The sequence below is a fragment of the Anaerotignum faecicola genome (genome assembly GCA_024460105.1).
Classification (GTDB): Bacteria; Bacillota; Clostridia; order Lachnospirales; family Anaerotignaceae; genus JANFXS01.
On sequence record JANFXS010000003.1, the window covers coordinates 178740 to 202960 of the forward strand.

General features: G+C 37.1%; 17 protein-coding genes. 5 read left to right on the top strand and 12 right to left on the bottom strand.

The features are described 5' to 3' along the window. Positions 1 to 131 precede the first annotated feature (131 nt). Both NE664_05820 and ychF read left to right on the top strand, forming a co-directional pair. Complete coding sequence (locus NE664_05820; protein ID MCQ4726179.1) at positions 132 to 323, top strand: hypothetical protein; 192 nt, start codon at positions 132 to 134, stop codon at positions 321 to 323. A gap of 89 nt (positions 324 to 412) precedes the next feature. After that, positions 413 to 1510 carry a redox-regulated ATPase YchF gene (gene ychF, locus NE664_05825; protein MCQ4726180.1) on the top strand — a complete coding sequence of 366 codons (1098 nt, stop codon included), beginning with the start codon at positions 413 to 415 and terminating at the stop codon, positions 1508 to 1510. A 145-nt stretch (positions 1511 to 1655) separates the two neighbouring features. On the opposite strand, the gene NE664_05830 is transcribed toward ychF, so the two are convergent. The 4 genes from NE664_05830 to NE664_05845 all read right to left on the bottom strand — a co-directional run bounded on the left by NE664_05830 (position 1656) and on the right by NE664_05845 (position 7942). Continuing rightward, positions 1656 to 3239 carry a methyl-accepting chemotaxis protein gene (locus NE664_05830; protein ID MCQ4726181.1) on the bottom strand — a complete coding sequence of 528 codons (1584 nt, stop codon included), beginning with the start codon at positions 3237 to 3239 and terminating at the stop codon, positions 1656 to 1658. Positions 3240 to 3477: 238 nt separating this feature from the next. Continuing rightward, positions 3478 to 3915, bottom strand: a complete 438-nt coding sequence (locus NE664_05835; GenBank protein MCQ4726182.1) for a VanZ family protein — start codon at positions 3913 to 3915, stop codon at positions 3478 to 3480. Positions 3916 to 4746: 831 nt separating this feature from the next. Continuing rightward, positions 4747 to 6213, bottom strand: coding sequence for an amino acid carrier protein (locus NE664_05840; protein ID MCQ4726183.1), 1467 nt, complete (start codon positions 6211 to 6213; stop codon positions 4747 to 4749). A gap of 577 nt (positions 6214 to 6790) precedes the next feature. Then, complete coding sequence (locus NE664_05845; GenBank protein ID MCQ4726184.1) at positions 6791 to 7942, bottom strand: PLP-dependent aspartate aminotransferase family protein; 1152 nt, start codon at positions 7940 to 7942, stop codon at positions 6791 to 6793. A 559-nt stretch (positions 7943 to 8501) separates the two neighbouring features. Between NE664_05845 and NE664_05850 the strand changes: the two genes are divergently transcribed. Then, positions 8502 to 9413, top strand: coding sequence for a LysR family transcriptional regulator (locus NE664_05850; protein ID MCQ4726185.1), 912 nt, complete (start codon positions 8502 to 8504; stop codon positions 9411 to 9413). 366 nt (positions 9414 to 9779) lie between these two features. Here NE664_05850 and NE664_05855 read toward each other — a convergent pair whose 3' ends face one another. From NE664_05855 to NE664_05880, 6 genes are all read right to left on the bottom strand, one after another. Then, a complete protein-coding gene (locus NE664_05855) occupies positions 9780 to 10547 on the bottom strand; it encodes an ATP-binding cassette domain-containing protein (protein MCQ4726186.1) in 768 nt (255 codons plus the stop codon). Between the two features lie 18 nt (positions 10548 to 10565). Continuing rightward, on the bottom strand, positions 10566 to 11519 hold the full coding sequence (locus tag NE664_05860) for an ABC transporter ATP-binding protein (GenBank protein ID MCQ4726187.1): 954 nt from the start codon (positions 11517 to 11519) through the stop codon (positions 10566 to 10568). A 9-nt stretch (positions 11520 to 11528) separates the two neighbouring features. Beyond that, entirely contained in the window at positions 11529 to 12389 is an 861-nt protein-coding gene (locus tag NE664_05865; protein ID MCQ4726188.1) for an ABC transporter permease, read from the bottom strand. Further along, positions 12390 to 13337, bottom strand: coding sequence for an ABC transporter permease (locus NE664_05870; protein ID MCQ4726189.1), 948 nt, complete (start codon positions 13335 to 13337; stop codon positions 12390 to 12392). It abuts the gene before it with no gap. Between the two features lie 74 nt (positions 13338 to 13411). After that, positions 13412 to 14998 carry an ABC transporter substrate-binding protein gene (locus tag NE664_05875; protein MCQ4726190.1) on the bottom strand — a complete coding sequence of 529 codons (1587 nt, stop codon included), beginning with the start codon at positions 14996 to 14998 and terminating at the stop codon, positions 13412 to 13414. A gap of 24 nt (positions 14999 to 15022) precedes the next feature. Further along, positions 15023 to 16366 carry a class I SAM-dependent methyltransferase gene (locus NE664_05880; protein ID MCQ4726191.1) on the bottom strand — a complete coding sequence of 448 codons (1344 nt, stop codon included), beginning with the start codon at positions 16364 to 16366 and terminating at the stop codon, positions 15023 to 15025. Between the two features lie 340 nt (positions 16367 to 16706). Between NE664_05880 and NE664_05885 the strand changes: the two genes are divergently transcribed. Together NE664_05885 and NE664_05890 are read left to right on the top strand one after the other, a co-directional pair. After that, on the top strand, positions 16707 to 17600 hold the full coding sequence (locus NE664_05885) for an acetoacetate decarboxylase family protein (GenBank protein ID MCQ4726192.1): 894 nt from the start codon (positions 16707 to 16709) through the stop codon (positions 17598 to 17600). Between the two features lie 261 nt (positions 17601 to 17861). Further along, a complete protein-coding gene (locus tag NE664_05890) occupies positions 17862 to 18500 on the top strand; it encodes a GntR family transcriptional regulator (protein ID MCQ4726193.1) in 639 nt (212 codons plus the stop codon). 260 nt (positions 18501 to 18760) lie between these two features. On the opposite strand, the gene NE664_05895 is transcribed toward NE664_05890, so the two are convergent. Beyond that, positions 18761 to 23137, bottom strand: a complete 4377-nt coding sequence (locus NE664_05895) for a PolC-type DNA polymerase III (GenBank protein ID MCQ4726194.1) — start codon at positions 23135 to 23137, stop codon at positions 18761 to 18763. A 13-nt stretch (positions 23138 to 23150) separates the two neighbouring features. Continuing rightward, complete coding sequence (gene ispG / locus NE664_05900) at positions 23151 to 24203, bottom strand: flavodoxin-dependent (E)-4-hydroxy-3-methylbut-2-enyl-diphosphate synthase (protein ID MCQ4726195.1); 1053 nt, start codon at positions 24201 to 24203, stop codon at positions 23151 to 23153. Positions 24204 to 24221 lie beyond the last annotated feature (18 nt).

The window sequence follows — 24221 nt, forward strand, 5'->3', positions numbered from 1 at the left end:
TTAGAGTCATAATATAGTTTTTAATAACCTGAAAATTAAAAACCGTACTATAAAATATGCAGAGCAGATGTAATGATTTTATTGTAAAACTTTACTTTTAAGGCTATAATATTTTTCAGGAGGTATACCGAATGGGTAAATATTATCGTGTTAAACCGAAAGAAATTAAAATTTCTTCTCCAAACGGCATTTATATTACAAATGAAGAACAAATAAAAGCAGCTGTAATGCTCCTTTTAACGTCTGCTTATGTTTTGGTACCATTTTTAGTTAAACGAAAAATCACGAGAATTATAAAAAATAGAAAAAGAAAGCATGGTTAAAACATTAAAATGCACTTTATTGTTGCTTAATACCGTTGTATAAAGTATAATAACACCTAATGCATTTTAATAACGAAAGGACGAATTTTATGAAATTAGGAATCGTTGGACTGCCAAATGTTGGAAAGTCAACTTTATTTAATTCAATGACGCTCGGCAAAGCTGAAGCCGCAAATTATCCGTTTTGCACTATCGATCCGAATGTTGGAGTCGTTCCTGTTCCAGATAAACGGCTTGAAAGGCTTACGGAGCTATATTCATCAGAGAAAACGACGCCGGCAGTAATTGAATTTGTTGATATAGCCGGTCTTGTTAAAGGCGCAAGCAAAGGAGAAGGACTCGGAAACAAGTTTTTAAGCCATATAAGGGAAGTTGACGCAATTATACATGTAGTTCGTTGTTTTGACGATCCTAACGTTGTACATGTTGACGGAAACGTTAATCCTATACGCGATATTGAAACTATTAATATTGAACTTATATTTTCAGATCTTGAAATACTTGAAAGACGCATTTCTAAAACTGTTAAAGCGGCGCGTGCCGACAAATCTCTCCAGAAAGAGCTTGATATATTAAATGTGCTTAAAGAAACGCTTGAAAACGGCAAATGTGCACGAAGCATTGTATTTGACGATCCCGATACCGTATCATTTGTCGAAAGCCTTACGCTTTTAACTTCAAAGCCTGTATTATATGCGGCAAACGTACTTGAAGATGACTTGGCCGATGACGGCGCTTCAAATAATTATGTAAAATCCGTAAGGGAATATGCCCAAGCAGAAGGGTCGGAAGTATTTGTTGTCTGCGCAAAAATCGAAGAAGAAATCTCCGAACTCGATAATGATGAAAAGTTGGAATTCCTTGCCGAATTAGGCGTGGAAACAAGCGGCCTTGACAGGCTTATAAGCGCAAGTTACAAGCTTCTTGGATTAATCAGCTACTTAACAGCCGGCCCGCAGGAAAGCCGTGCATGGACGATTAAAAACGGTACAAAGGCTCCCGGGGCTGCCGGAAAAATACACAGCGACTTTGAACGTGGATTTATCCGTGCCGAAGTAGTGTCTTATGACGATCTTAACCGTCTTGGTTCATACAGCGCCGCTAAAGAACAGGGGCTTGTAAGAAGCGAAGGTAAGGAATATGTCGTTAAAGACGGCGACGTTATATTATTTAGATTTAACGTCTGATGTATTATGGCTCTATGTCTACAGTTAAACAAACAGTCTGCTCCGTTTCAAATTTCAGTTTAACAAAAATAAAACCGGTATACAAAAGTATACCGGTTTTATTTTTCTAATATAACTTCAAACATATAATAAAAAAATATATGATTTACCTTAAAGTTCTTAATTTAAATCTTCCTACCAAATTTTTAAGTATGTCTGCCTGTCCGGAAAGTTCTTCACTTGAAGCGGCGCTTTCTTCCGTTGTGGCGCTGCTGCTGTGAACAGAATCGGTTATCTGTTGTATTCCGAACATTACCTCCTCTATAGATTTTGACTGTTCGGCAGTAGCTTCGTTTATTGATGCAACGGCTTCAGAAACTTCATGTGCCATTAAAACTACTTCTTTAAGCATATTGGAGGTCTGTGTTACAATTTCCGTCCCGTTTTTAACAGCTGTCATGGAATCTTTAACAAGTTCATCTGTGCCTTTAACCGAACTGCCGCTTTTATTTGCAAGCGCACGCACCTCGTCCGCAACAACGGCAAACCCTTTTCCTGCTGTTCCAGCACGCGCTGCTTCCACCGATGCATTTAACGCCAACAGGTTTGTTTGAAAAGATATATCTTCTATAGTTTTCGTTACCTTTTCTATTCCGGCCGAACTTTTGGAAATCTTCTCCATCGCACAAACCATTTCCTGCATACATTCCCCACAGTGTCTTATACTCTCACTTACCTTTTGAACCATTTTATCAGCTTTATCAGCATTCTCAGCAGTATTTCCAACCTGTTTCGATATATCGCTTACCTTAGAAGTCAATATCTCCATTGACCTTACTTCTTCTTCCGCATTTTCTGCCAAACTTTGTACGCTGCTTGAAACGTAAGAAGAACTTATTGCAACTTGGTCTGCACTTTCTCCAATATTAGACATAATTTCATTAAGAGAAGCGGTAATACTAATAAGAGAATTTTCAATAGCAACAAAATCACCATTAAATTTAGACTTTATAGTAATATCCAAATTTCCTTTGGAAAGTTCGCTTAACTGATATTGTATTTCTTTTATATATGAATTCATATTGCTTATCATTATGCGCATACTTTCTGCAAGCATGCCCAGTTCATCATTAGAACGGTAACTTATTTGGGCTGACAAATCTCCCTCGGCAACCTGTGCAACACCTTTTTCTATTAGTTTAAGAGGTTTAAGCACCTTTCTGTTCACAATAGCGCCTATTATGATGATACATGACAAATTAATGAAAAATATTATCACTGTCACAATTTTCATGTTTGTAATTCCAATGACAGAATTTTCCTCTGCAATACTTACGGCTTCATCTGTTAAACTGAAAAATACCTCGCTTTTTTTATAAAAACTTTCTACATCATGTTCCCCGGGTTCATGAATCATCTGCTCTTTAAGATCATTATGCCAATATGTACGAACTTCATTCATAGCATCAATAAATTCTTGGTTTCGCGCCTTCGGTATCTCTAAAGATTCATCTCCATCTATAAGCGCGTCAACAATTTTTTCAAGGTTAGCGGCAATATCATCAACGGGCTGTCCCAACATATGAAGTTTGGCAATCCGCTGCGCACTTCCGCGTACAACGCCGCTATAGTTTACAACACGCCCGTTGTCCCTGTTAAAATCAAGCATAATAAACATAAAGGCAGAACCCGCAAAACTTACAACAGCCAACCACGCCAGTACAATAAAGATCAATTTTTTGATATTCAAATTCAATAACCCCTTCCCATAATAAATTTGTGCTTTACCCGTATTATATTAGCTAAAAAAAAGCAATAAAAACAAATTGCTGCAGAAAATATTTCATAATTCCATATACTTGTTTATTGCTTCATATACAGCAAGAAATTAATAATTATTATCTTTTGATAATAACTTTCGCATTATTCAATATACTTTTAAACTGCCGCTTTGTCAAGTCTCTAAGGATATATTCTTAAAATAAATGTTAATTTTTTCTTCTGAAATAAAAATATTTTACAATCAAATAGAAAGTATATCCAAAAATAATTCCGAAATTATTTAATAAAATATCGTCTATATCAAAACTTCCCAATTTTGTAACCATTTGAAAAATTTCGATTATAAAAACAAATAAAATTCCTGTTATAAATACGCTAAAAAAAGAATTAACTTTTTTGTATATTGTCGGCAGCAAAATACCAAATGGAACAAACGGTATAATATTTCCAAGCAAATTTTTCAAAGCCCACCGTTCATTAATATTTTTAACCTGCGCACCTATACTTTTTAACGGAACAATATTACAGTTATACGCTCCCGCCGTGCCGTACGATTCAACCCTGTCCAATAAACTTCCGAATGAACCGTCAAATTTAATAACCACAAAAACGATAAGCGCAACAATATAGATATGCCATATCAAAATTAAATTTTTCTCTTTGTTTTTTTCTGCCCTTCTCCAATATGCACAGTTTTTTGGCATTTTTTTAATGTGCTTATATAAATCTCTGTTTTTTCTGTATATTTTAAACACCTCTCTAAATCCTGTTTTTGAATTTTTAGAATACAAGCCTCTTTCAACACGTTTTCTCTGTTCTTTTTAATTCTTTGATGCTCCAAATACATGTAAAACTCAAAACTCCTAATATACTTGAAAGCAAAAATTTCTACATACAACAGACGCAACAATGAACAGTATTCCGAAAACCAAAAATATTCCCCAAGCTTTATATGTAAAATAATATCTATATTTTAGATGTCGGATAGAATATACCGTTTAATATGAATGTTTCAGCCCAAATTATCAGACCTTCAAAATTCATATCTAACCTCATAAATAATTAATAATTTTTTATTACATCGGAGTTTAAAACAAATTATATATAAAAACTTCGTATACACTAAATAAAACGGCTATTATATTATTACGCCGATTTACATCGTTGCTAAGATTATAAAATTCTTATACTTGAATCTGTCTTGCTATATAATCGTTTCCTCCAAATTAACAGCTTAATATATTATAAACCAAAAACAGAAATCTTTCAAAAAGAATGATTACTTTAAATAAACTATCTTAAATACAATATTAAAGTATATTTTATCAGCCAAAATACTACATTTCAACCCATACTTTTCTGCAACTGGAAATATCTGAAAAAAGCAATACGGAAAAACCGCACTGCTTTTTTCTAAAGTAATATTTATGTTCTTTTAATATGTGATAAATAAATATCCGCAAAGTTATAAATTTTTATTTTCCTGCCGCTTTATCTTCATAAAAAACTTTAAAATCAGGATCAGCCTTACCTATTCCCATATACCGCGCCTTGTAATCTTTAACCAATTTGAAATAAACGCCGCTTAACGCTACAACGCAAATAATATTAAGCGTTGTCGGGACAGCACAGAAAAAATCCGTTACAAGCCAAACCGTTCCGGTGGGGAGGCCGTAATGTACCGTGTAAAAAATTGTAAGTAAGCTCGGAAGAGGATATATAACCCTAAAAAACATAAGTATCTTATTTTTTAGCGCAATATTTTTACTTAATGCATGACGAAGAAGGACATCATAGTACATAAACCAGCCTGTCTGAGTCGTAATACCGAAAAGCAATATTGCAATAGCAATAAGTTTTGCCCCAAGGGCGCCATATACCGCATCAAATGCAGAAACTGACAACGCTGCGCCTTCAAGGCCCGAACTCCACTGACCGCTCACGATAATTGACAGCGACATAACCGTACATACAAGCATAGTGTCAACGAACACTTCAAACATTCCCCAAAGCCCTTGACGTACCGGATGTTCAACATGAGCCTGTGAATGAACCATTGTAGACGAACCCTGTCCGGCTTCGTTGCTGAAAACCGAACGAGCAATCCCGTTTTGAATTGCCGTTTTCGCCGCTGCTCCTGCAAACCCGCCGACTGCCGCTGTACCTGTGAACGCACTTTTCACAATCAAAACAATAGCCGACGGAACTTTCGTAATATTTATTAAAACTATTCCGAGCGCCGCTCCTACAAAAAAAACAACCATAAACGGAACTATTTTTCCTGCAAATTCTACAACACGTTTGCCTCCGCCCCAAACAATTATCCATACTACAATACTATAAATAATTCCAAATGTAAGTATGTCTATACCGAATGCAGATGTAAAACCTTCGGCAATAGTATATCCCTGAACGCCGGAAAAGAAATTACATGCAAAACCAACGCCGAAAACTGTGGCAAGCACAGTTGAGATTTTTGCTATTTTCTTAGGAAGCAACTGTCCTATACCTCTTTGGATATAATATGTAGGGCCGCCATACGGTTCGCCTTTTTCGTCAATGCTCCTATAATAAACGGCAAGCGTAACTTCAGCACACTTTAATCCCATGCCCAAAAGCGCTGCCACCCATAGCCAAAACAGAGCCCCGGGCCCACCGACTGCGATAGCCGTAGCCACACCGCCTATATTCCCTACCCCGACAGCCCCTCCAATGGCCGTCGAAATTGCCTGAAATGCACTGACATGGCCGCTTCCGACTTCACGTTCCTCTTTCTTAAAAAGAGAACCGAACGTTTTGCCCATTAAATATTTAAAATGCCTAAACTGAAAAAAACCTGTGCCAATCGTAAACAACGCCCCTGAACCAAGCACGAGAACAATCAAGGGGGTTCCCCATAAAAAACCAACGGCGTTTCCTAAAAAGGTAACGATAAAATCCATATATTCCCCTCCTGACTAAATAAATAGTTTAGCAGTGACATCTCCATATAAATTTACACAGTTTCCTAATCCATAAAGTGGCTGCAGAACAAAATGCATACGTTATTTTCATCAGTATATAAACGACTTCCGGTTATACATTCCACAAAAACAACCATATTTTAAGAAATATTAAATTAATAAACAATATCAAAACGGATACAGTTAACTTTCAGTGTTACCCATCAATATTTAATTATGTTTTATATAACAAATACCCTTAACATAAGCCATATATTTTCATTCAGTTATAAAACCAAATTCATTCTGTATTTAAAAAACACCGTCTTGACATTATAAAAGCAATAATATATATTTTAATCGGGTTTTAAGTACGCCCTGCCAGTGTATTAAACCCTTCAGCCGTCCCAAAGCTGCAACTTTGAGGCGGCTTTAAATTTACAATATATTTCCGCTAGATAATTCGATCATATTTCAGATTGGATTTGTCATTCTGTGAACTTATGTATTTCTTAGACAATGTAATGCATCATATACAGCAAATTCATAATATAAAACAATTAATATTTAATTCATCTTAAATATTTGCAAATCCAAGTTCAAGATCGGCTATTAAATCTTCGACGTCTTCACAGCCGACAGAAAGCCTGATTAGATTTCCTTCATGCTGTTTAGGGTGTATTAAAGTCTGCACATCTCCAAGAGACGTAGCAATCGGCATAAGTTTAACGCTGTCAACAAATTTTGCCATTGTTTCGTATCCGCCTTTTAAATGGAAGGAAACCATACCTCCAAAACCGTTAGGAAGAAGTTTTTCAGCAAGTTCATGCTGCGGATGACTTTCTAATCCCGGGTAATATACATATTCAACTTCTTCTTTGGCTTCAAGGTACTTTGCAATAGCGAAAGCATTTTCGCACTGTGCTTTAAGCCTTATCGGGAGAGTCCGCACACCTCGAAGCGCAAGCCAAGAATCAAACGGACTTATATGAGTCCCTAAATTGTCGTTGTAATAACGTATACGGTCAACCATTTCTTTTGTGCCCGAAACAAGCCCGCATAAAGCGTCGCCATGGCCAACAACATATTTTGTGCCTGAATGTACAACCATATCTGCACCATGTTCCAGCGGCCTTAAAAGATACGGCGATAAAAACGTATTGTCAACAATAAACCTTATATTATTTTTATGCGCCAGTTCAGCTATTTTAGGTATATCTGCAAGTTCAAGCCGTGGATTTGACAATGCTTCAATATAAATTACTTTTGTGTTCGGACGGATTTTGTTTTCTATATTAGCAATATCAATAACATTTACGATATCGACCTCGATTCCTTTTGAAGGAAGTATATCCTCCAAAGAAGATCTTGTGCAGCAAAAAATGTCGTCTGAAGCTATACAATGATCCCCCGCATTCAAACTGCTTAGCAGCGCAAGATTTACGGCAGCCATACCGCATGCTGTGATAGCCGCGTCTTCCGCCCCTTCAAGAGAAGCAATTTTCCTTTCCAAAGCTATTGTCGTAGGATTTGTAGATCTGCTGTAAAGACATGCCCCGGGCTGCCAGCTCATAGCGTCTTCTATCCCCACTTCAAACTCATGCGTTGAGTTATATGCATAAGTTGATGTTTCATAAATAGGCGTATTAAGAGCTTTGGTAGCTGGATCCGGTCCTTCTCCCGCCTTTATTGCACGGGTTGCAAACTTCATTCGATCATATTTTTCCATAGAAATTCCTCCTTAATATATAAGCTTAATAATAGAATCCCAGATTTTTATCCCTTCCAACATTTATATGTATAACGTTTCAGAAGTTTAAAAATCTCTGGCTTAACCTCATCTTAGCATATATAATAACATTTGTAATACTGTTTATTTCAGTGTATAATACAGTATAAATACTGTTTAATAAAATGTTCTTATGAAATTATAATGTAAAATTTATCGGTTTAACGGAGAATAAACTAAAATATTTTTCAATCAAAATTAAGGCGTAAATTCATACCGCCACACAAAAACATGTGCATCATAATAAAATCTTAACACTCACAACAGCCGATTATAAAACATCATAATAATCCAAAACAAAAAATGCTCCTTAAAACTGCTCAATATTTAATTTTACATCAGTTAAAACGTAATTTTTCATAAAAAACACGGCAATAATTAATTATATTTAAGCATTTCTTAATTATTATAAATAAATATTGCAAATCCGAAAAAAAGATTTATAAAAATTTAAAAAAATTCCGGATATAGTTCATTTCAATTTGGAGGTAATATAAATATGAACTTTTTAAGCATGGAATATTTCATTGCCGTTGCGGCTAAAAAGAGCATCACAAAAGCTGCAGAAGAGCTTTATATAACCCAACAGACACTCAGCGCCCATATATCGTCGATCGAAAAGGAACTTGCCTGTCAGTTAATTGTACGCAGCAATCCTTTGGAACTTACATATGCCGGGGAAATTTTTTTAAAATATGCGTCAATTTTTTATGAAAACTACCAGTCAATGTGGAATGAATTTAATGACATAACAAATAATCAAAGAGGCAAGCTTCTCATAGGCGTCGATTATACACGCAGCCGTTCTATAATGCCCGAAATAATAACGGCCTTTCATGAATGTTATCCAAACATAGAAGTCCGTTTGTTGGAAGGATCCAATAAATCCCTTCATAAAAGCCTTATTAATAAAGATATTGACATTGCTATAGCTTGTTTCCCCGATTCGATTCACGGTATAGAAATACGCAATTTTTATGAAGAAGAGGTAGTTATGCTTGTTCCAAAAAAATTTCTTCCCGAAAGTGTAAATGGCAAAAATCATATAGACGACTTATCAGAGTTCAGTACATGTCCGTTCGTTTTAGGCAGCTTAAATGATATTGCAAGCCAAATAGACAGAAATATGATCATGAAATCCGGTTTCCAGCCGATTATAAAAGCTCAGTCTGACAATATAGAAACGCGTCTTTTACTTTGCGTTAAAGGCACGGGCATTTGTTTCTGCCCCGAAAGTTTTATTAACACTGTGCTTACTCACGAGCAGCTTCAAAATGTTTGTATCTGCCATTTTAATACGGAAATAACATATCCTATACGTTTTGGATACAGAAAATCATCATACCAATGGAAAATGATTACAGAATTTATAAGAATAGCCTTAAAAGAAAAAGAATTAGATTTGATATAAGAAATTATTAATTTATTTCAATTAAGTAAATATTTTTGTAAAAATAAAATTAAGGATAATGAACTGTTTTCAGAAATAAGAGAGGAGTGTTTTATTACTAACCTCCTCTTTTATTTTTATTATTCGGCCACATATTAATACAATTATTTAAATTCTTTGCTAAAATATGCCAAAATATTAATTAAATTACGTAGTTTCTATCTTTCATTATTATATGTAAGTTAACAACTTTGACGAAGCCTAAACTTATAAAATTAAATTTTGGTGTAAAAGCATTTGCAAACCTTTATTCGCAATTATATAAAAACAACATTTTACAGTAAATTAATAATAAACAAACCCTTCCACAAAATTATTCGATTATCATCATATATAAATATACGAATCCATAAGCTTTTTTGTGTATTCATGTTTCGGGCTATTAAATATTTCGTCAACTGTCCCCATCTCGACAATTCTCCCTTTTTCCATAACGGCCACCCTGCTGCACATAGATTGTATTACTTCCAAATCATGGGAAATAAAAAGCATCGAAACGCCGTATTTTTCATTAGCATCTTTAATCAGCCTTAAAATCTGCGCCTGTACTGATACATCAAGCATTGACGTCGGCTCGTCGCATATTAAAAGCTTTGGATTAAGAGAAAGAGCGCGGGCTATTGAAATCCTCTGTGCCTGCCCGCCGCTTATTTCATGAGGGAATTTTTTCATTTGGTCAAATGGGATACCTACCCTTTTAAGCATATGCTTGACCAGATCTTCCTCAGTCATGTTTTTATTAAGTTTATATAAACGTACAGGTTCGGCACATGCAAAATAAATATCTTTTCTCGGATTAAATGTCATTTGCGGGTGCTGGAACACAACTTGTATATCTTTTCTCAGCATACGCCATTGTTTTTGATTTAAGTTAGTAATGTCCCGTCCTTCGAATAATATTCTTCCGCCTGTCGGCTTCAAAAGTCCGAGTATCATCTTTGTAACCGAAGTCTTGCCGCATCCGCTTTCACCAATAAGCCCAAAAATTTCTCCTTTATTTATGCCGAAGCTAACATTATTTACAGCGTCAACAATCCGTGTTCCGAACACTCCGGATTTATAACGCTTACAAAGACCTTCAACACTTAAAAGCATTTGCTTCCCCAGCCTTTCCTAATTGCCGTTAAATAAATGGCATTTCACCATAACGCCGTTTTTTAATATTTCTTTCGGCACAACTGTCCCGCATATTTCTTTTTTATACACACACCTTGTATGAAAGCGGCATCCTTTCGGTATTTCCGAAAAAGACGGCATAAAACCGTCCATTACTTTAAACCCTTTCGACGGCATAGCGTCAATCAGACCCTTTGTATATGGGTGCTTTGGTTCTTTCAAAACCTCCTTCACACTTCCAATTTCGACTACCTCTCCGCAGTACATTACCGCAATTTTATCTGCAATACTGCCGGCTGCCGCTAAATCATGCGTTATAAACATCATTGAACATTTTATTTCTTCTTTGAGTTTACGCATAATTTCTACAACTTCTTTTCTCAATGCCCAATCTATGGCCTTTGTCGGCTCGTCCACAATAAGAAGGTTTGGTTTTGTAATAACTCCCATTGATATTAAAACTCTCTGCCTCATACCGCCGCTTAATTCGCATGGATAACTTGAATAAAGCTCCTTTTCACGCGGCATACTTAATTGTGAAAATATAGAAAAAATCTTTTCTTTTAATATATTTTTTTCTCTCCCTGCCATGCTTTTTCCGTTTGTAACACATTCGGCCACCTGTTCGCCTATTCTCATAAGCGGATCAAGCGACGTTGAAGGGCTCTGCGGCACGGCGGCAATTTCTTTTCCTCTTAAAAGCCTGAAATCTTTTTCCCCCATACTCATAATATCTTTTCCTTTATATAAAACGGTTCCCGTAATAACTGCATTTTCCGGCAGGACACGCAAAACCGAACTTCCCGTAACTGATTTTCCGCACCCCGTTTCCCCTATTACAGCCATAACCTCGTTTTCATTTATATCTATTGAAACATCATTCAAAATATGAACAGGCTTTTTGTCAACTATGAAGCTGACGTTTAAATTTTTTATTTCAAGAAGTTTCATTATTTCCCCCTATTCAGCCTTAACGCTTTCTTTCATCCGCGGATCCAGCAAATCCCTAAGCCCGTCGCCTAGCATATTAAATGCAAGAGCCGAAAAAGCAATCGCCAACCCCGGGAATACGGCAATCCAAGGGGCATACTGCATATATTCTTTTCCTTCGCTTATCATAACTCCCCAATCCGGCGAAGGCGGCTGTGCTCCAAGTCCAAGGAAACTTAAAGACGCGCAATACAATATAATTGAACCGATATCTAAAGACGCCAAAATAATAACTTTTGATATTATATTCGGAAATATATATTTAAGTATAATCTGCGTTGCCGTATTGCCTATAGCTCTGGCCGCTTCTATATACTCGGCATTTTTAAGCATCATGGCCTCTCCCCTTGCAACCCTTGCATAGCGAGTCCACTGTATAAAACAGATGGCAATAATCAAGTTTGTCTGACCCGAACCAATAACTGTCGAAACAGCAAGAGCAAATATAATAGTAGGAAAAGCAAGAAGCACGTCCACCGCTCTCATTATAACCATATCTACAACGCCGCCTAAATATCCTGAAACCATTCCCAGAATAAGCCCTGCAACAGCGCTTATGCCTACAACCGACGCCGCAATAATAAGCGATACCCTTGACCCTTCTATAACTCTGCTTAGTATATCCCTTCCCATATGATCTGTTCCGAACAGGAACTTGCTGCACGGAGCTATAAACTTTTGCGACAGCTCCATTTTTGTCGGGTCGTACGGTTCCAATACAGGGGCAAAAATTGTAACCAATACTATAAAAACCGTGAACAATACCCCTAAAAACAGCATTAAATTTTTCCTGTTTATATAATCCATAAATTTCTTAAAACAATCGGACATCTATTTATCCTCCCCTGAATATTTCAGCCTTGGATCAATACATGCATATATTATATCTACAATTAAATTTATAACAGCATACCCAAAGGCAATTACAAGCACACAACCTTCAATCATAGGCGTGTCTTTTGCGTTTATAGCGTCAATCAGCAGTCCTCCAACTCCGGGCCACGAAAATATATTTTCTATTACCACAGCTCCTCCGAGTATATGCCCTATCTGAAGTCCAACTATTGTGATAATGGGAGGAATTGCGTTTCTCAAAACATGTCTTGTTATAATTTTTCCGTCAGTAAGCCCTTTTGTTTTCGCAGCCCATATGTAGTCCTGGCTCATAACGTCAAGCATGCTTGTGCGCATCATCCTTGTCGTTGCCGCCGTCATTCCAAGCGAAAGAGTAACTCCCGGAAGTATTATACTTCCGAAACCATCCATTCCGCTTACAGGAAATAATTTGAGTTTAAGAGAACAGACTATAATAAGCACTATAGCAATCCAAAAAGGCGGGAATGATGCCGCCGCCAATGTAATTATCCTGCTTAAATGATCTGTCAGTTTATTGTGTTTTAGAGCGCTTAAAATTCCCAAAGGTATCGACACTATAATCGAAATAATGCAGGCAAAGGCGCCAAGCTTAATTGTGTTCGGAACCCTAAGGCCAAGCATATATGAAACGGGTTTATTATATTTATATGAAGTTCCCAATTCGCCTCTAAATACATTTGCCGTCCATTCAAAATACTGTTCAAAAACAGACCTTTCCAGATCAAATTTTTCTCTGACATGTTCGATATTTTCTTTATTTACGGCGTTTTCCCCTCCGATTGAATATAATATTGCAGTCGCCGTATCGCCCGGCGTAACGTGTACTGTAAAATAAGTCATTGTCGCTACAAGCCACAGCACGCCGAAAACTGTTATTAATCTTTTCAAAATGTATCCCAGCATGGACTTTTCCCCTCGATATTAATAGGCAAATATAATCCGCATCTTAATAATGCGGATTATATCAAAAATTTATTTTATTTTAAATCCGTTTCGTATGGAACAATAAAATCGTGCGCCGCCGCATTGTATTCAAAATTTACTACATCATTTGAAATAGCAAAAACCGCCCCATACAACGCCGGCGTAAATACACACGCATCCTGCTGGGCAATAGCCTGCGCCTGTCTGCTGTATTCATATTTTTCTTCCATATCCGCTGTTGCCTGGCACTTGTCAACCAAAGCGTTAAGTTCTTCGTTTACATATCCCGTATCGTTTGTACAGTAGTATTCTTCAAGATAATATGCTGGAGTTGGTATATAAGCAGTAGCCGCCGAATTAAGAACCATGTCATAATCTCCGTCGGCAATAATTTCATTCATTGCGCTCCAGTCAACTATCTCCACGCTTGTATCAATACCTATATTTGCAAAATAGCCCTGTGTAGCCTGAACAATTAAAGGACATCCCGGCCTTTTAGGAAATGAAAGCAATTTAATTGTAAGCTTCTCGCCGTTTTTGTCGATAAATCCGTCATTGTCAGTATCCTTATAACCGGCCTCCGAAAGAAGATCCTTAGCCTTTTCAACATCATAATCATAAGTGTCTACATCTGTATTTGCCCAAGGCATATCGTCCATTAAAATTCCGTTAGGCACTCCGCCCACTCCGAGAAGCACGTCGTTAACAATCTCTTCTTTGTTTATCGCATGGATTAAAGCCTTTCTTACTCTTTCATCCTGAAAAAGTTCTTCATTCATATTAAATTCATAAAAATACGTTCTTGCCGTATTGAACTTTGAAACTGTCACATTTTCAAGATTCGAAAGCGTTTCGAGATCGCTGAACGGCACGTCGGCGGCAATATCCAATTCGCCGTTTTGTACTGCAAGGCTCCTTGCGCTTGCGTCGGTCATACTCTTTACAACACGTCTTGTTACAGAAGTGTCTACATCTCTCCAATATCCGTCGTATACCACAGACTCAAACGTCCCGGAAGTTTCGTCAAATTTGTCCTGCATAAAATAGCCTGTGCCAACCGCTTTGACAAAATTTCCGTTTTCATCAACCGAAGAAGGAGCTACTATGCCTGTACCGACATATGAAAGCGCAGCGGGAAGATCCGTCGTTTTTTCAAACGTATTAAACTGTACCGTATAATCGTCAATTACATCAACAGATTCAATAAATGTAGAACCTTTTAACGCCGAATTATTCACAAGGCTCCTTTCAATACACCATTTAACTGCATCGGCATTGAATTTCGTGCCGTCGTGAAATGTAACGTCGTCCCTTAATTTAAACACCCATGTATAATCGCCTGTCATTTCCCATTCTGTTGCAAGCAGCGGAGTTAAATTAAAATCGGCGTCGGCATAAACAAGAGTTTCAACAACTCCGCCGACTTCTTTAAGCATTGTAGAAGCAGTAACGTCTGCAACGTCGACAGTAGTAAGCGTATCCGGAAAAGCTATGCGCAAAGTTTTTCCATTTCCGTCTGTATCTGCGCTTGTTTCAACGGTTTCACCGTCCAGTTCTGCTTCTTCTTTCGGCGAGCAGCCTGCCGCAATTCCTAAAACTAATAAAGATGCTAAAATAATGCTCAAAAATTTTGCCTTCATAATTATCCCTCTCAATATAATTCATTATTTATTCCCAATAAAAGCATACCAGTTTTCAATATTACTGCCGGCAAGACGGCAGCCTTCCATATGTACCAAATCCACATTCTTAAATCCTGCTTCGATAAAATCTTTTTTTATTTCATCAACACTGGCCGGGCAATACGGAAGTTTATCCACATTAATGTCCCTCATATATTCGCCTATATTATCATATGAAATGCCCTTTCCCGTTTCCAATTCATTAATTGCTATAACTTTACCGCCTTTTTTAAGAACACGCCTCCATTCCTTAACCGCTTTTTCCGGTTCCGTCAAAGTCCATAAAAGTCGTGAATTTATAACAATATCAAATGTTTCATCTTCATAAGGCAATTCCATGGCGTTCCCGTAACAATACTTTACATTGCATAGGCCTTTTTCAGCGGCATGTTTAATCGCTATATTCATCATCCGTTCAGACAGATCGGTTCCTATTACGGTTTCATATCCCGTTTCCGCAAGCATATTAGCAATAATTCCCGTACCCGTCGCAATATCAAGTATCGAAATTTTCCTGTTTTCCCCTATAAAAGAAGTTAAAATTTTAATCCATTTTTCTTTGTCGGATATTTGATGTCCTTCTTCATATGTATCGGCGCTTTTATTCCAGAACATGGCGATTGACTTTTCGTCCTCGAAAGTTTTGCTTACAGGTTTTGTGCCGCAAAGTACGAACCACGGCTCAAACCATTCCTTTTGTTTTATTTCATCATTTTTCGCCGTATCCGGTAGTTTAATTATCTCAACGTCAGTTAATCCGTTTCGTTCCATAAGGCTTTTAAGCTCATCAATTTTTGCGCCGTTAACTTTAAGGCTGCCGTCAACTTCCCTGTCGTTATAAAAATCAGGCGTATAAACAGTCATTCCCACATTTTCTTTCATCCTGATAAAATTAAGAATTTTCCCGCCCGGCTTTATAACCCTTTTCCATTCCTTTATGGCGGTATCCGGCTCCACAAGCGTCCATAGAAGCCTTGCATTAATTACAAAATCAACGGAATTGTCCATCAGCGGAAGAGCAACCGCGTTTCCATACATATACACAGTATTAAGGCCTTTTTCACGGGCGTGGCGTACTGCGTAATCCATCATTCCCTTTGAAATGTCCATGCCTATTGAATTATACCCCAGCTCCGCTGTCATATTGGCTAAAAAGCCTGTTCCTGTTCCGATATCAATAACCGATTTATTTTTATCATCACCCAAAATACTCAAAATAAAACTTTTCCAAATCTCTTCATTTTCGGTATCATGTTCGCTGTCAAACGTATAAGATCTGTCGTCCCAATATTTGCCTATTTTAGAGATAACATAATCAAGCCCCATAAAATTAACCCGCCTTTCCAAAATGCAAAATAAAAAACCATGAATGCGGCATAAATGTCCTGTTCATTTATACATGCAACCTTCATGGTTTTATCTCATAATTTTTAAATTTAAATAAAGGAAATCCATTCCCGAAAACAGCCTTCTTGGCTGATAAAAATTATGTTACAGTATTTTAACAATAATGTCAATATTTTTATGTCAACAGACGCAAAAATATTTATTTTTTATTTGTATAAAACTCCCAAAATTAAATATTTTTTATTTAACTATTGCTTTTAAAAATATATTATATATAATATATAGTATATAATATTTCATTTGAAAAGGAGGATTTATCATGGCACCAATCAGAGCAGAATATTTAGCGGAAGGATTTAACTTGAAAGGCAAGGTAGATGCCGCAAAATTACCAGGCGGATATTCATATCCTCTAACTCCTAATGGTAACGGAAACGTTCTGGGAGAACCGCCATATCATTTTTGCGGAGAAGAAATGGTAATTGTTTATAAAGCGGATCCTGAAGAAGTGAAAAAATTTCTTCCATACCCACTCGAGCCGTCCATTGAAAACCCTGGCGGATGCGTAATCCATTTTAATTCATATGAATCCGTAGTTGAAAGGGATGTAAATTTACTTAGAGATCTTCCGGACCGCTGCTTGTTTACAGAGGCATATATAGAGGTACGATGCAGATTTAAAGGCAAAGAATCAAAAATCTATGTATACTTTTGGGTTGATAAAGATTATTCTCTGCTTAGGGGATGGATTTTCGGAGCGCCGAAAAAAATAGGAGAAGTGCGTACATCATTTGAAAAACATCATATGAACGATTTAAACCCCTACTTTCCAAAATTTGACAAGGGCTTTGAAATAGGCGCCGTATGTTCCGCCCATATGGAAAAATTGATTTTCGGATCATGCAAATTGGATAAAAGAATAGAGCCGTCGCAAATGCATAAAGATATTTTCATACCTACAAATAATCTTATACTTTTTCCAGATGTTCAAATGGGATATAAAGGGCGCTCAGTCAACAAAATTGCACATAACGTAATGGATACATGGTACGGCGATGTTTGGGAATGTTCCGACGCTAAACTTGACTTTTTTGAGTCTGTAGCTGAGGAACACACACTCCTTAAGCCGATAGAAATCACAGCATCCTATTTCTGCCCTCTCGGATTTACCATGTACGGCCATATTGTTGACTATGACAGTAATAAAGAATAAATAAAACTTATTGTTGCTTTAATTTAAAATTACCAACCAATTTTATTTAAACATTATTTTTAAAGCCGCAGGAAGCCGTTCTTGTGGCTTTATTTAATTATATAAATAAAAATTATAAATAAATTATTGTTTTATATTCAAATTTTTAGTTATATAAATGAACAATATAAAATAATTTCATTGACAAAATATTATATATAATGTAAATTTACATTATATATAATATTTATAATATAAAAAATACTTAGAGGTGCGGTTAAAATGTCAGATAAAATAGAAGGTAATTTATTAAAAGATCAAGTATATGAACGTTTAGCAAAAATGATTTCAAATGCCGAGCTTATGCCCGGCGACAGACTAACAGAAGCACAAATCGCCGAAAAATTCGGCGTCAGCTTTACTCCGGTACGTGAAGCGCTTATAAAATTAAATTCCGATGGCATCATTCATAAAATCCCTCATAAAGGATTTTATATAAACAAATACAATGATAAAGAAATAAACGAAATTTATCAAGTATTTGTAAATATACAGGAATTAGCCATACAGCTTATTATTAATAAGCTTACCGAAAGCGATTTTTTAGAGCAGGAATCCATCATAAACGACATGGAAAAAGCTTGTAATTCAAACGACTACAAAAGTTATCTTTTCTCTAACCATAAAATACACGACTATTATATATATAAAGCCGACAACAAGTTCCTCACATCAATTTATAAAAAAATCTCTATTATGCCTATGCCAATCTTCTATTTTGTTGCAGAAGGCGATAAATGCATTGAAAATATGCAGAAAAATATTTCGGAACACAGGTTAATAGTAAAATTAATTAAAGAAAAAGACTTAGACGGAATACGCAAAGCGCTTATCAATCACTATGGGGTTACCTACGACTGAAAATTTATTTCAGCATAAAAAAAGAATACATATATTCATTGTTAATATATGTATTCTTTTTAAATATTGTTTGCTAATATAAATGAGCAGCATCTCCTGTTCCGGCTGAAATAATTCTAAATACAAAATGTTAACAATCCATATCATTTTTTATTCATATTTAAATCATAAAGTGTAATACTTAAATCAAAATTATATTATCTACACAAAAAATTAGATATAAAAACCGCCGAGCATATTGCTTTGGCGGTTCGGCAAATTTAAAAAAGCGTCAGCTGATTGGTATCGGGTATGCCTTTCAGCACATTATTTTCTTTCAGCAATTCTATAAGCGTTTTTCCAACCCCTGTCTTTTCTTTAAATTCTTCAACGGTTTTAAATTCTTCAATCTCTGCCCTTCCGTCAACTATACCCTGAGCCGCTGTTATGCCAAGACCTTGGAGTGAATTAAACGGTGGTATCAATCCGTTTTCATGTATAATAAACTTTTTCGAATCTGATTTATACAAATCAATAGGATAAAATTCAAAACCTCTTGCATAAAATTCTATTACTATTTCAAGTACGGTAAGCTTATTTTTTTCTTTTGCAGTCGCGCCGTTGCCAAGCTGGTATATATTTTTTGCCGCCTGCCTTGCAGTTTCTTCACCTAAGCACATGCATGAATAATCGAAATCATCACATGCCCTTACCGTAAAATAAGAAGCATAATAAGCCAAAGGATAATTTATCTTGAAATAAGCTATTCTGAACGCCATCATAACATATGCCGCCGCATGCGCTTTTGGGAACATATACTTAATCTTCAAACACGAATCTATATACCACTGCGGCACTCCATGCTCCTTCATAACAGCCATGTCTTCCTCTTCCAGTCCTTTTCCTTTCCTAACCTTTTCCATTATTTTAAATGAAGTTTTATTAGGCACGCCTTTAGTTATAAGATAACTCATAATGCTGTCGCGCGTTGAAATTGTATCTTTCAGCGTTATAGTTCCGTCGGCTATTAAATCGGCGGCATTATTTACCCACACGTCGGTACCGTGCGAAAGCCCCGAAATACGAAGAAGGTCTGAAAATGTTTTTGGTTTCGTATCTATAAGCATCTGCCGCACAAATTTTGTACCAAACTCAGGAATTCCGAGCGTACCTGTTTCACAGTTAATCCTTTCGGGCTCGACGCCTAAGGCTTTTGGCGATTCAAAAAGCGACATAGTTTCCGCATCGTCAAGTTTGACTGTCTGAGGATTTATCCCTGTTAGATCATAAAGCATTCTAATAACTGTCGGATCGTCGTGCCCGAGCAGGTCAAGCTTTAAAAGACGGCCTGATATGGAATGGTAATCAAAATGCGTTGTCGTTATGTTCGACGTAACATCGTCTGCCGGCCTTTGTATAGGACAAAATTCACATATGTCATGATCCTTTGGCACAACCATAAGCCCGCCTGGATGCTGTCCTGTTGTCCTTTTAATTCCGGTACAGCCTTCAGCAAGGCGCCTAATTTCAGCATTATGCGCTGTTATTTCCTTTTTTTCAAAATACTTAAGGGCAAAGCCATAAGCTGTTTTATCTGCAAGTGTTCCTATTGTTCCTGCTTTAAAAACTTTTCCTTTTCCGAAAAGTTCTTCTGTGTAAGCATGCGCCTGCTGCTGATATTCACCGGAAAAATTCAGGTCAATATCAGGCTCCTTGTCCCCTTCAAACCCAAGGAAAGTTTCAAACGGTATGTCATGCCCCTCCTTATTTAAAAGAGTACCGCAAACGGGACAATAAGCGTCCGGCATATCGCATCCGCTTCCGCCTTCCATAAAAACTTTTTTAACTACTTCGCTTTCAAAGTCGGAATATTTGCATTTCGGGCAAAGATAATGCGGAGGAAGAGGATTAACCTCGGTTATTCCCGCCATTGTAGCCACAAAAGATGAGCCGACAGATCCCCTAGAGCCGACTAAATATCCATGGTCGTTAGAATTCCAAACAAGCTTTTGAGCTATAATATAAAGCACCGAATAACCGTTATTAATAATTGAGTTCAATTCCCTGTTAAGCCTTTTTTCAACAATTTCAGGCAAAGGATCTCCATACATTGATGTAGCTTTAGTAGTGGTTATACGCCTTAAGTCATCCTCACATCCGTCAAAATGCGGCGGGAACGTACCATCCGGTATAGGTTTAATGTCCTCAATCATATCCGCAATTAAATTTGTATTTGTAACAACTATTTCATATGCCTTCTCTTCGCCAAGGTAGGAAAATTCTTCAAGCATTTCATTTGTTGTCCTGAAATAAAGCGGCGCCTGATTATCCGCATCGCTGAATCCCTCGGCTGTCATTATGATTTTCCTGTAATCGGCGTCCTGCGGATCAATAAAATGCACATCGCATGTCGCAACTGCAAGTTTATTATGTTTTTCCGCCAATCCGAGTATTTTCCTGTTTATATTCATAATATCGTCAAAACTGTTTACCGAGTCAACTTTTGGTGAGTTAATCATAAATTTGTTGTTGCCGTTAGGCTGTATCTCCAGATAATCGTAAAAGTCCACTATACCGTCAATTATTTCAGCGGGTTTATCGTCAAGTATCGCCCTGTAAAGCTCGCCGGCTTCGCATGCGCTTCCCAGTATAAGCCCCTCACGATAAGCCATTAATTTACTTTTCGGTATTCTCGGCCTTTTTTTTGCAAAATATTCTATATGCGACATACTTATAAGCTCATAAAGGTTCCGAAGACCGATATAATTCTTAACAAGTATTATAATGTGGTTTGATTTAAGCTTGCTGTAATTTACCGTTCTGCTGCAAAATACATTCACATCGTCAATATTATATATTTCTTTTTCGGCAAGCATTTCAATAAATTTCTCAAATATTTCGGCAGTACACTGCGCATCATTGACAGCCCGGTGATGGCCTTTAAGTTCCACGCCCATATGTTTCGCAATAATATCAAGCTTGTATTTTCCAAGCTCAGGCAAAAGGCTTTTTGCAAGCTCAAGAGTATCGACAGTTGTGTTTTCTATAGGAGGAAGTCCTGCCCTCTCCGCCGCTTTTCTTATAAAGGACGTGTCAAAAGAAGCATTATGCGCTACAAGCATGCTGTTTCCGAAAAATTTTATAAATTCCGGCAGAACTTCTTCAATCACCGGAGCGTCTTTAACCATTGAATCGTCTATGCCCGTAAGTTTTGTTATTTCTTCGCTTATCGGAACTTGAGGATTTACAAAAGTTGAAAATTTTTCAGTTATTTTTCCGTTTCTGACTTTGACCGCTCCTATTTCGGTTATTCGATCCCTCTCACGTGAAAGTCCTGTCGTTTCAATATCGAAAACAGTAAACTCATCGTCAAGACTTTGCCCCCTCGGACAAAGCGCTGCCGTTCCCAGATCGTCTATTAAATAGCCCTCGACACCGTATATAACTTTAAGTTTTTTATCATACTTGCTTATTAGTTTCTTGTCGCAGCTTGTTTCCATCGCTTCCGGAAAAGCCTGTACAACGCCGTGATCCGTTATCGCAATGGCATTATGTCCCCATTCGAGGGCGCGCTTAATATATTCTTTTGCCGGAGTTATACCGTCCATACGGCTCATTTGCGTATGAAGATGAAGTTCAACCCTCTTTACAGGAGCCGTGTCTTTGCGGCTTTCAGGCTTCTTGCCTATGGAAATATCCCTTGTCATTATATTTATTTCTTTGGCATATTTGTCAAACTGTACCTCGCCTTTAACTTTAAGATAATTTCCGGTTTTAAAAATAGGCTCCATTTCACTGTCGTAAACTTTCTTGTCAGCAAAAAATTTAACGGTTGTAGAATCGGTAAAATCAGTTATATCAAACGATACGATATATCTTTCGCCTTTTATTTCTTTCAATTCAACATTAAATATCCGGCCTTCAATTATTACTTTTTCGCCTTCAATTTTTGTTTCCGCAATATTCGTTACAGTTCCAGAAATCTCTTTTCCGATAATTATACCGTTTGCAATTTTTTCGCTCGCTTTATTTATGGCCTGATTTTCAGCCTCCCTAACAGCTTCTTTCTTACTGTCCTGTAATTCTTTCAGTATGGATATTTCTTTTTCTTCAAGTTCTTTTCTGAAAATAGCCGTTTCTTCAGCCGTAGAAAGTTTATCCTTAAAAACGGTTTTTATGTCAAGGCCATGTTCCTCATAAAGCTTATTTTCAATAAATTTGTCCATGCCGCGCCTAATCATATAATAAGACGCGCTGTTTTTCACATATATTTCAAGCCTGTTTCCCTCTAATCTCCACTCTGCTTTTTGGATAATGTTTTTGCAGAGAGGGCTTTCCTTTGAAATACTGTATACTATATTTTCCCAGTCGTTTTCAACGATTTTTTTCCCATCGGTTTCCAAATGAGGATATACAAATTCAACATGCATATCATTAAGCGGGAGCTGTCCGAGTATTTCACTTTTCATTTTATCTATGTAAGTTTCATTTATAATTTCAGGCAATGAAAGCCCCAATTCAAAATACCGCTCACGCCTATGAAGGACATGTTTTGTTACAATAGCTTTGCTGAAAACTTCCCTTGTATCCGTAGGCAGGGAAAGGAGCCTGAAAACATTATTAAATTCTTTATTTTTTTCCGCGCTTTCCTGCACCATTAAACCATTTCCTTTAAAGTTTTTCTATTTCTTCCATAAGGCTGTCTACAAGCAGTTTTTCATCAACTTTACGTATAATCTCGCCTTTTTTAAAAATTAAACCGACGCCTTTTCCGCCTGCAATTCCGATATCCGCTTCCCTAGCTTCCCCCGGACCGTTGACAGCGCATCCCATTACGGCAACTTTTATATTTTTATTAATTCTGCGGCATCGTTTTTCCACATCCTGCGCTATTGAAATCAAATCAATTTCCGTTCTTCCGCAAGTTGGACATGATATAAACTCAACGCCAAACTTTCCAAGGCCAAGGCTTTTCAAAATTTCTTTTGCCGCCCTGACTTCCTCAACAGGATCTCCGGTAAGCGAAACCCTCACTGTGTCGCCGATGCCCATAGAAAGTATGGCTCCTATACCGACAGCGCTCTTTATAGTGCCGCCCCAAACTGTTCCTGCCTCCGTTATACCCAAATGTATGGGATAATTGCAATTTTCGCTTAAAAGCGTGTATGTTTCTATGCTCATTGGGACATCGGACGCCTTTATGGATATTATAATGTCATGAAAATCAAATTCTTCAAGTATTCTGACATGTTTCATAGCGCTTTTAACAAGAGCCTGCGGCGTAACTTTTCCATATTCCTGCAAAAGCTCCTTCTCAAGAGAGCCTGAATTAACACCGATCCTTATAGGAATATGCTTTTTTCTTGCAGTGTCAACAACCGCTTTTACTTTCTCACGGCTTCCGATATTCCCCGGATTTATCCTTACTTTGTCAACGCCCTGTTCCATTGCCTCAACAGCAAGACGGTAATCGAAATGTATGTCGGCGACAAGCGGAATAGAAATATGCTTTTTTATTTCCCCAATAGCTTTTGCCGCTTCCATATCTACAACAGCCACCCTTACAATTTGGCAGCCTTCATTTGCAAGTTCCGTTATCTGTTTAACAGTTGCGTCTATATCCCTTGTGTCCGTATTGCACATAGACTGAATTACAATAGGATTTCCACCTCCTATTGCAATTCCTCCAACGTTAACGGTTCTTGTGATCTTCCTTTTTAACATTATTTGCCTCCAAAGGTT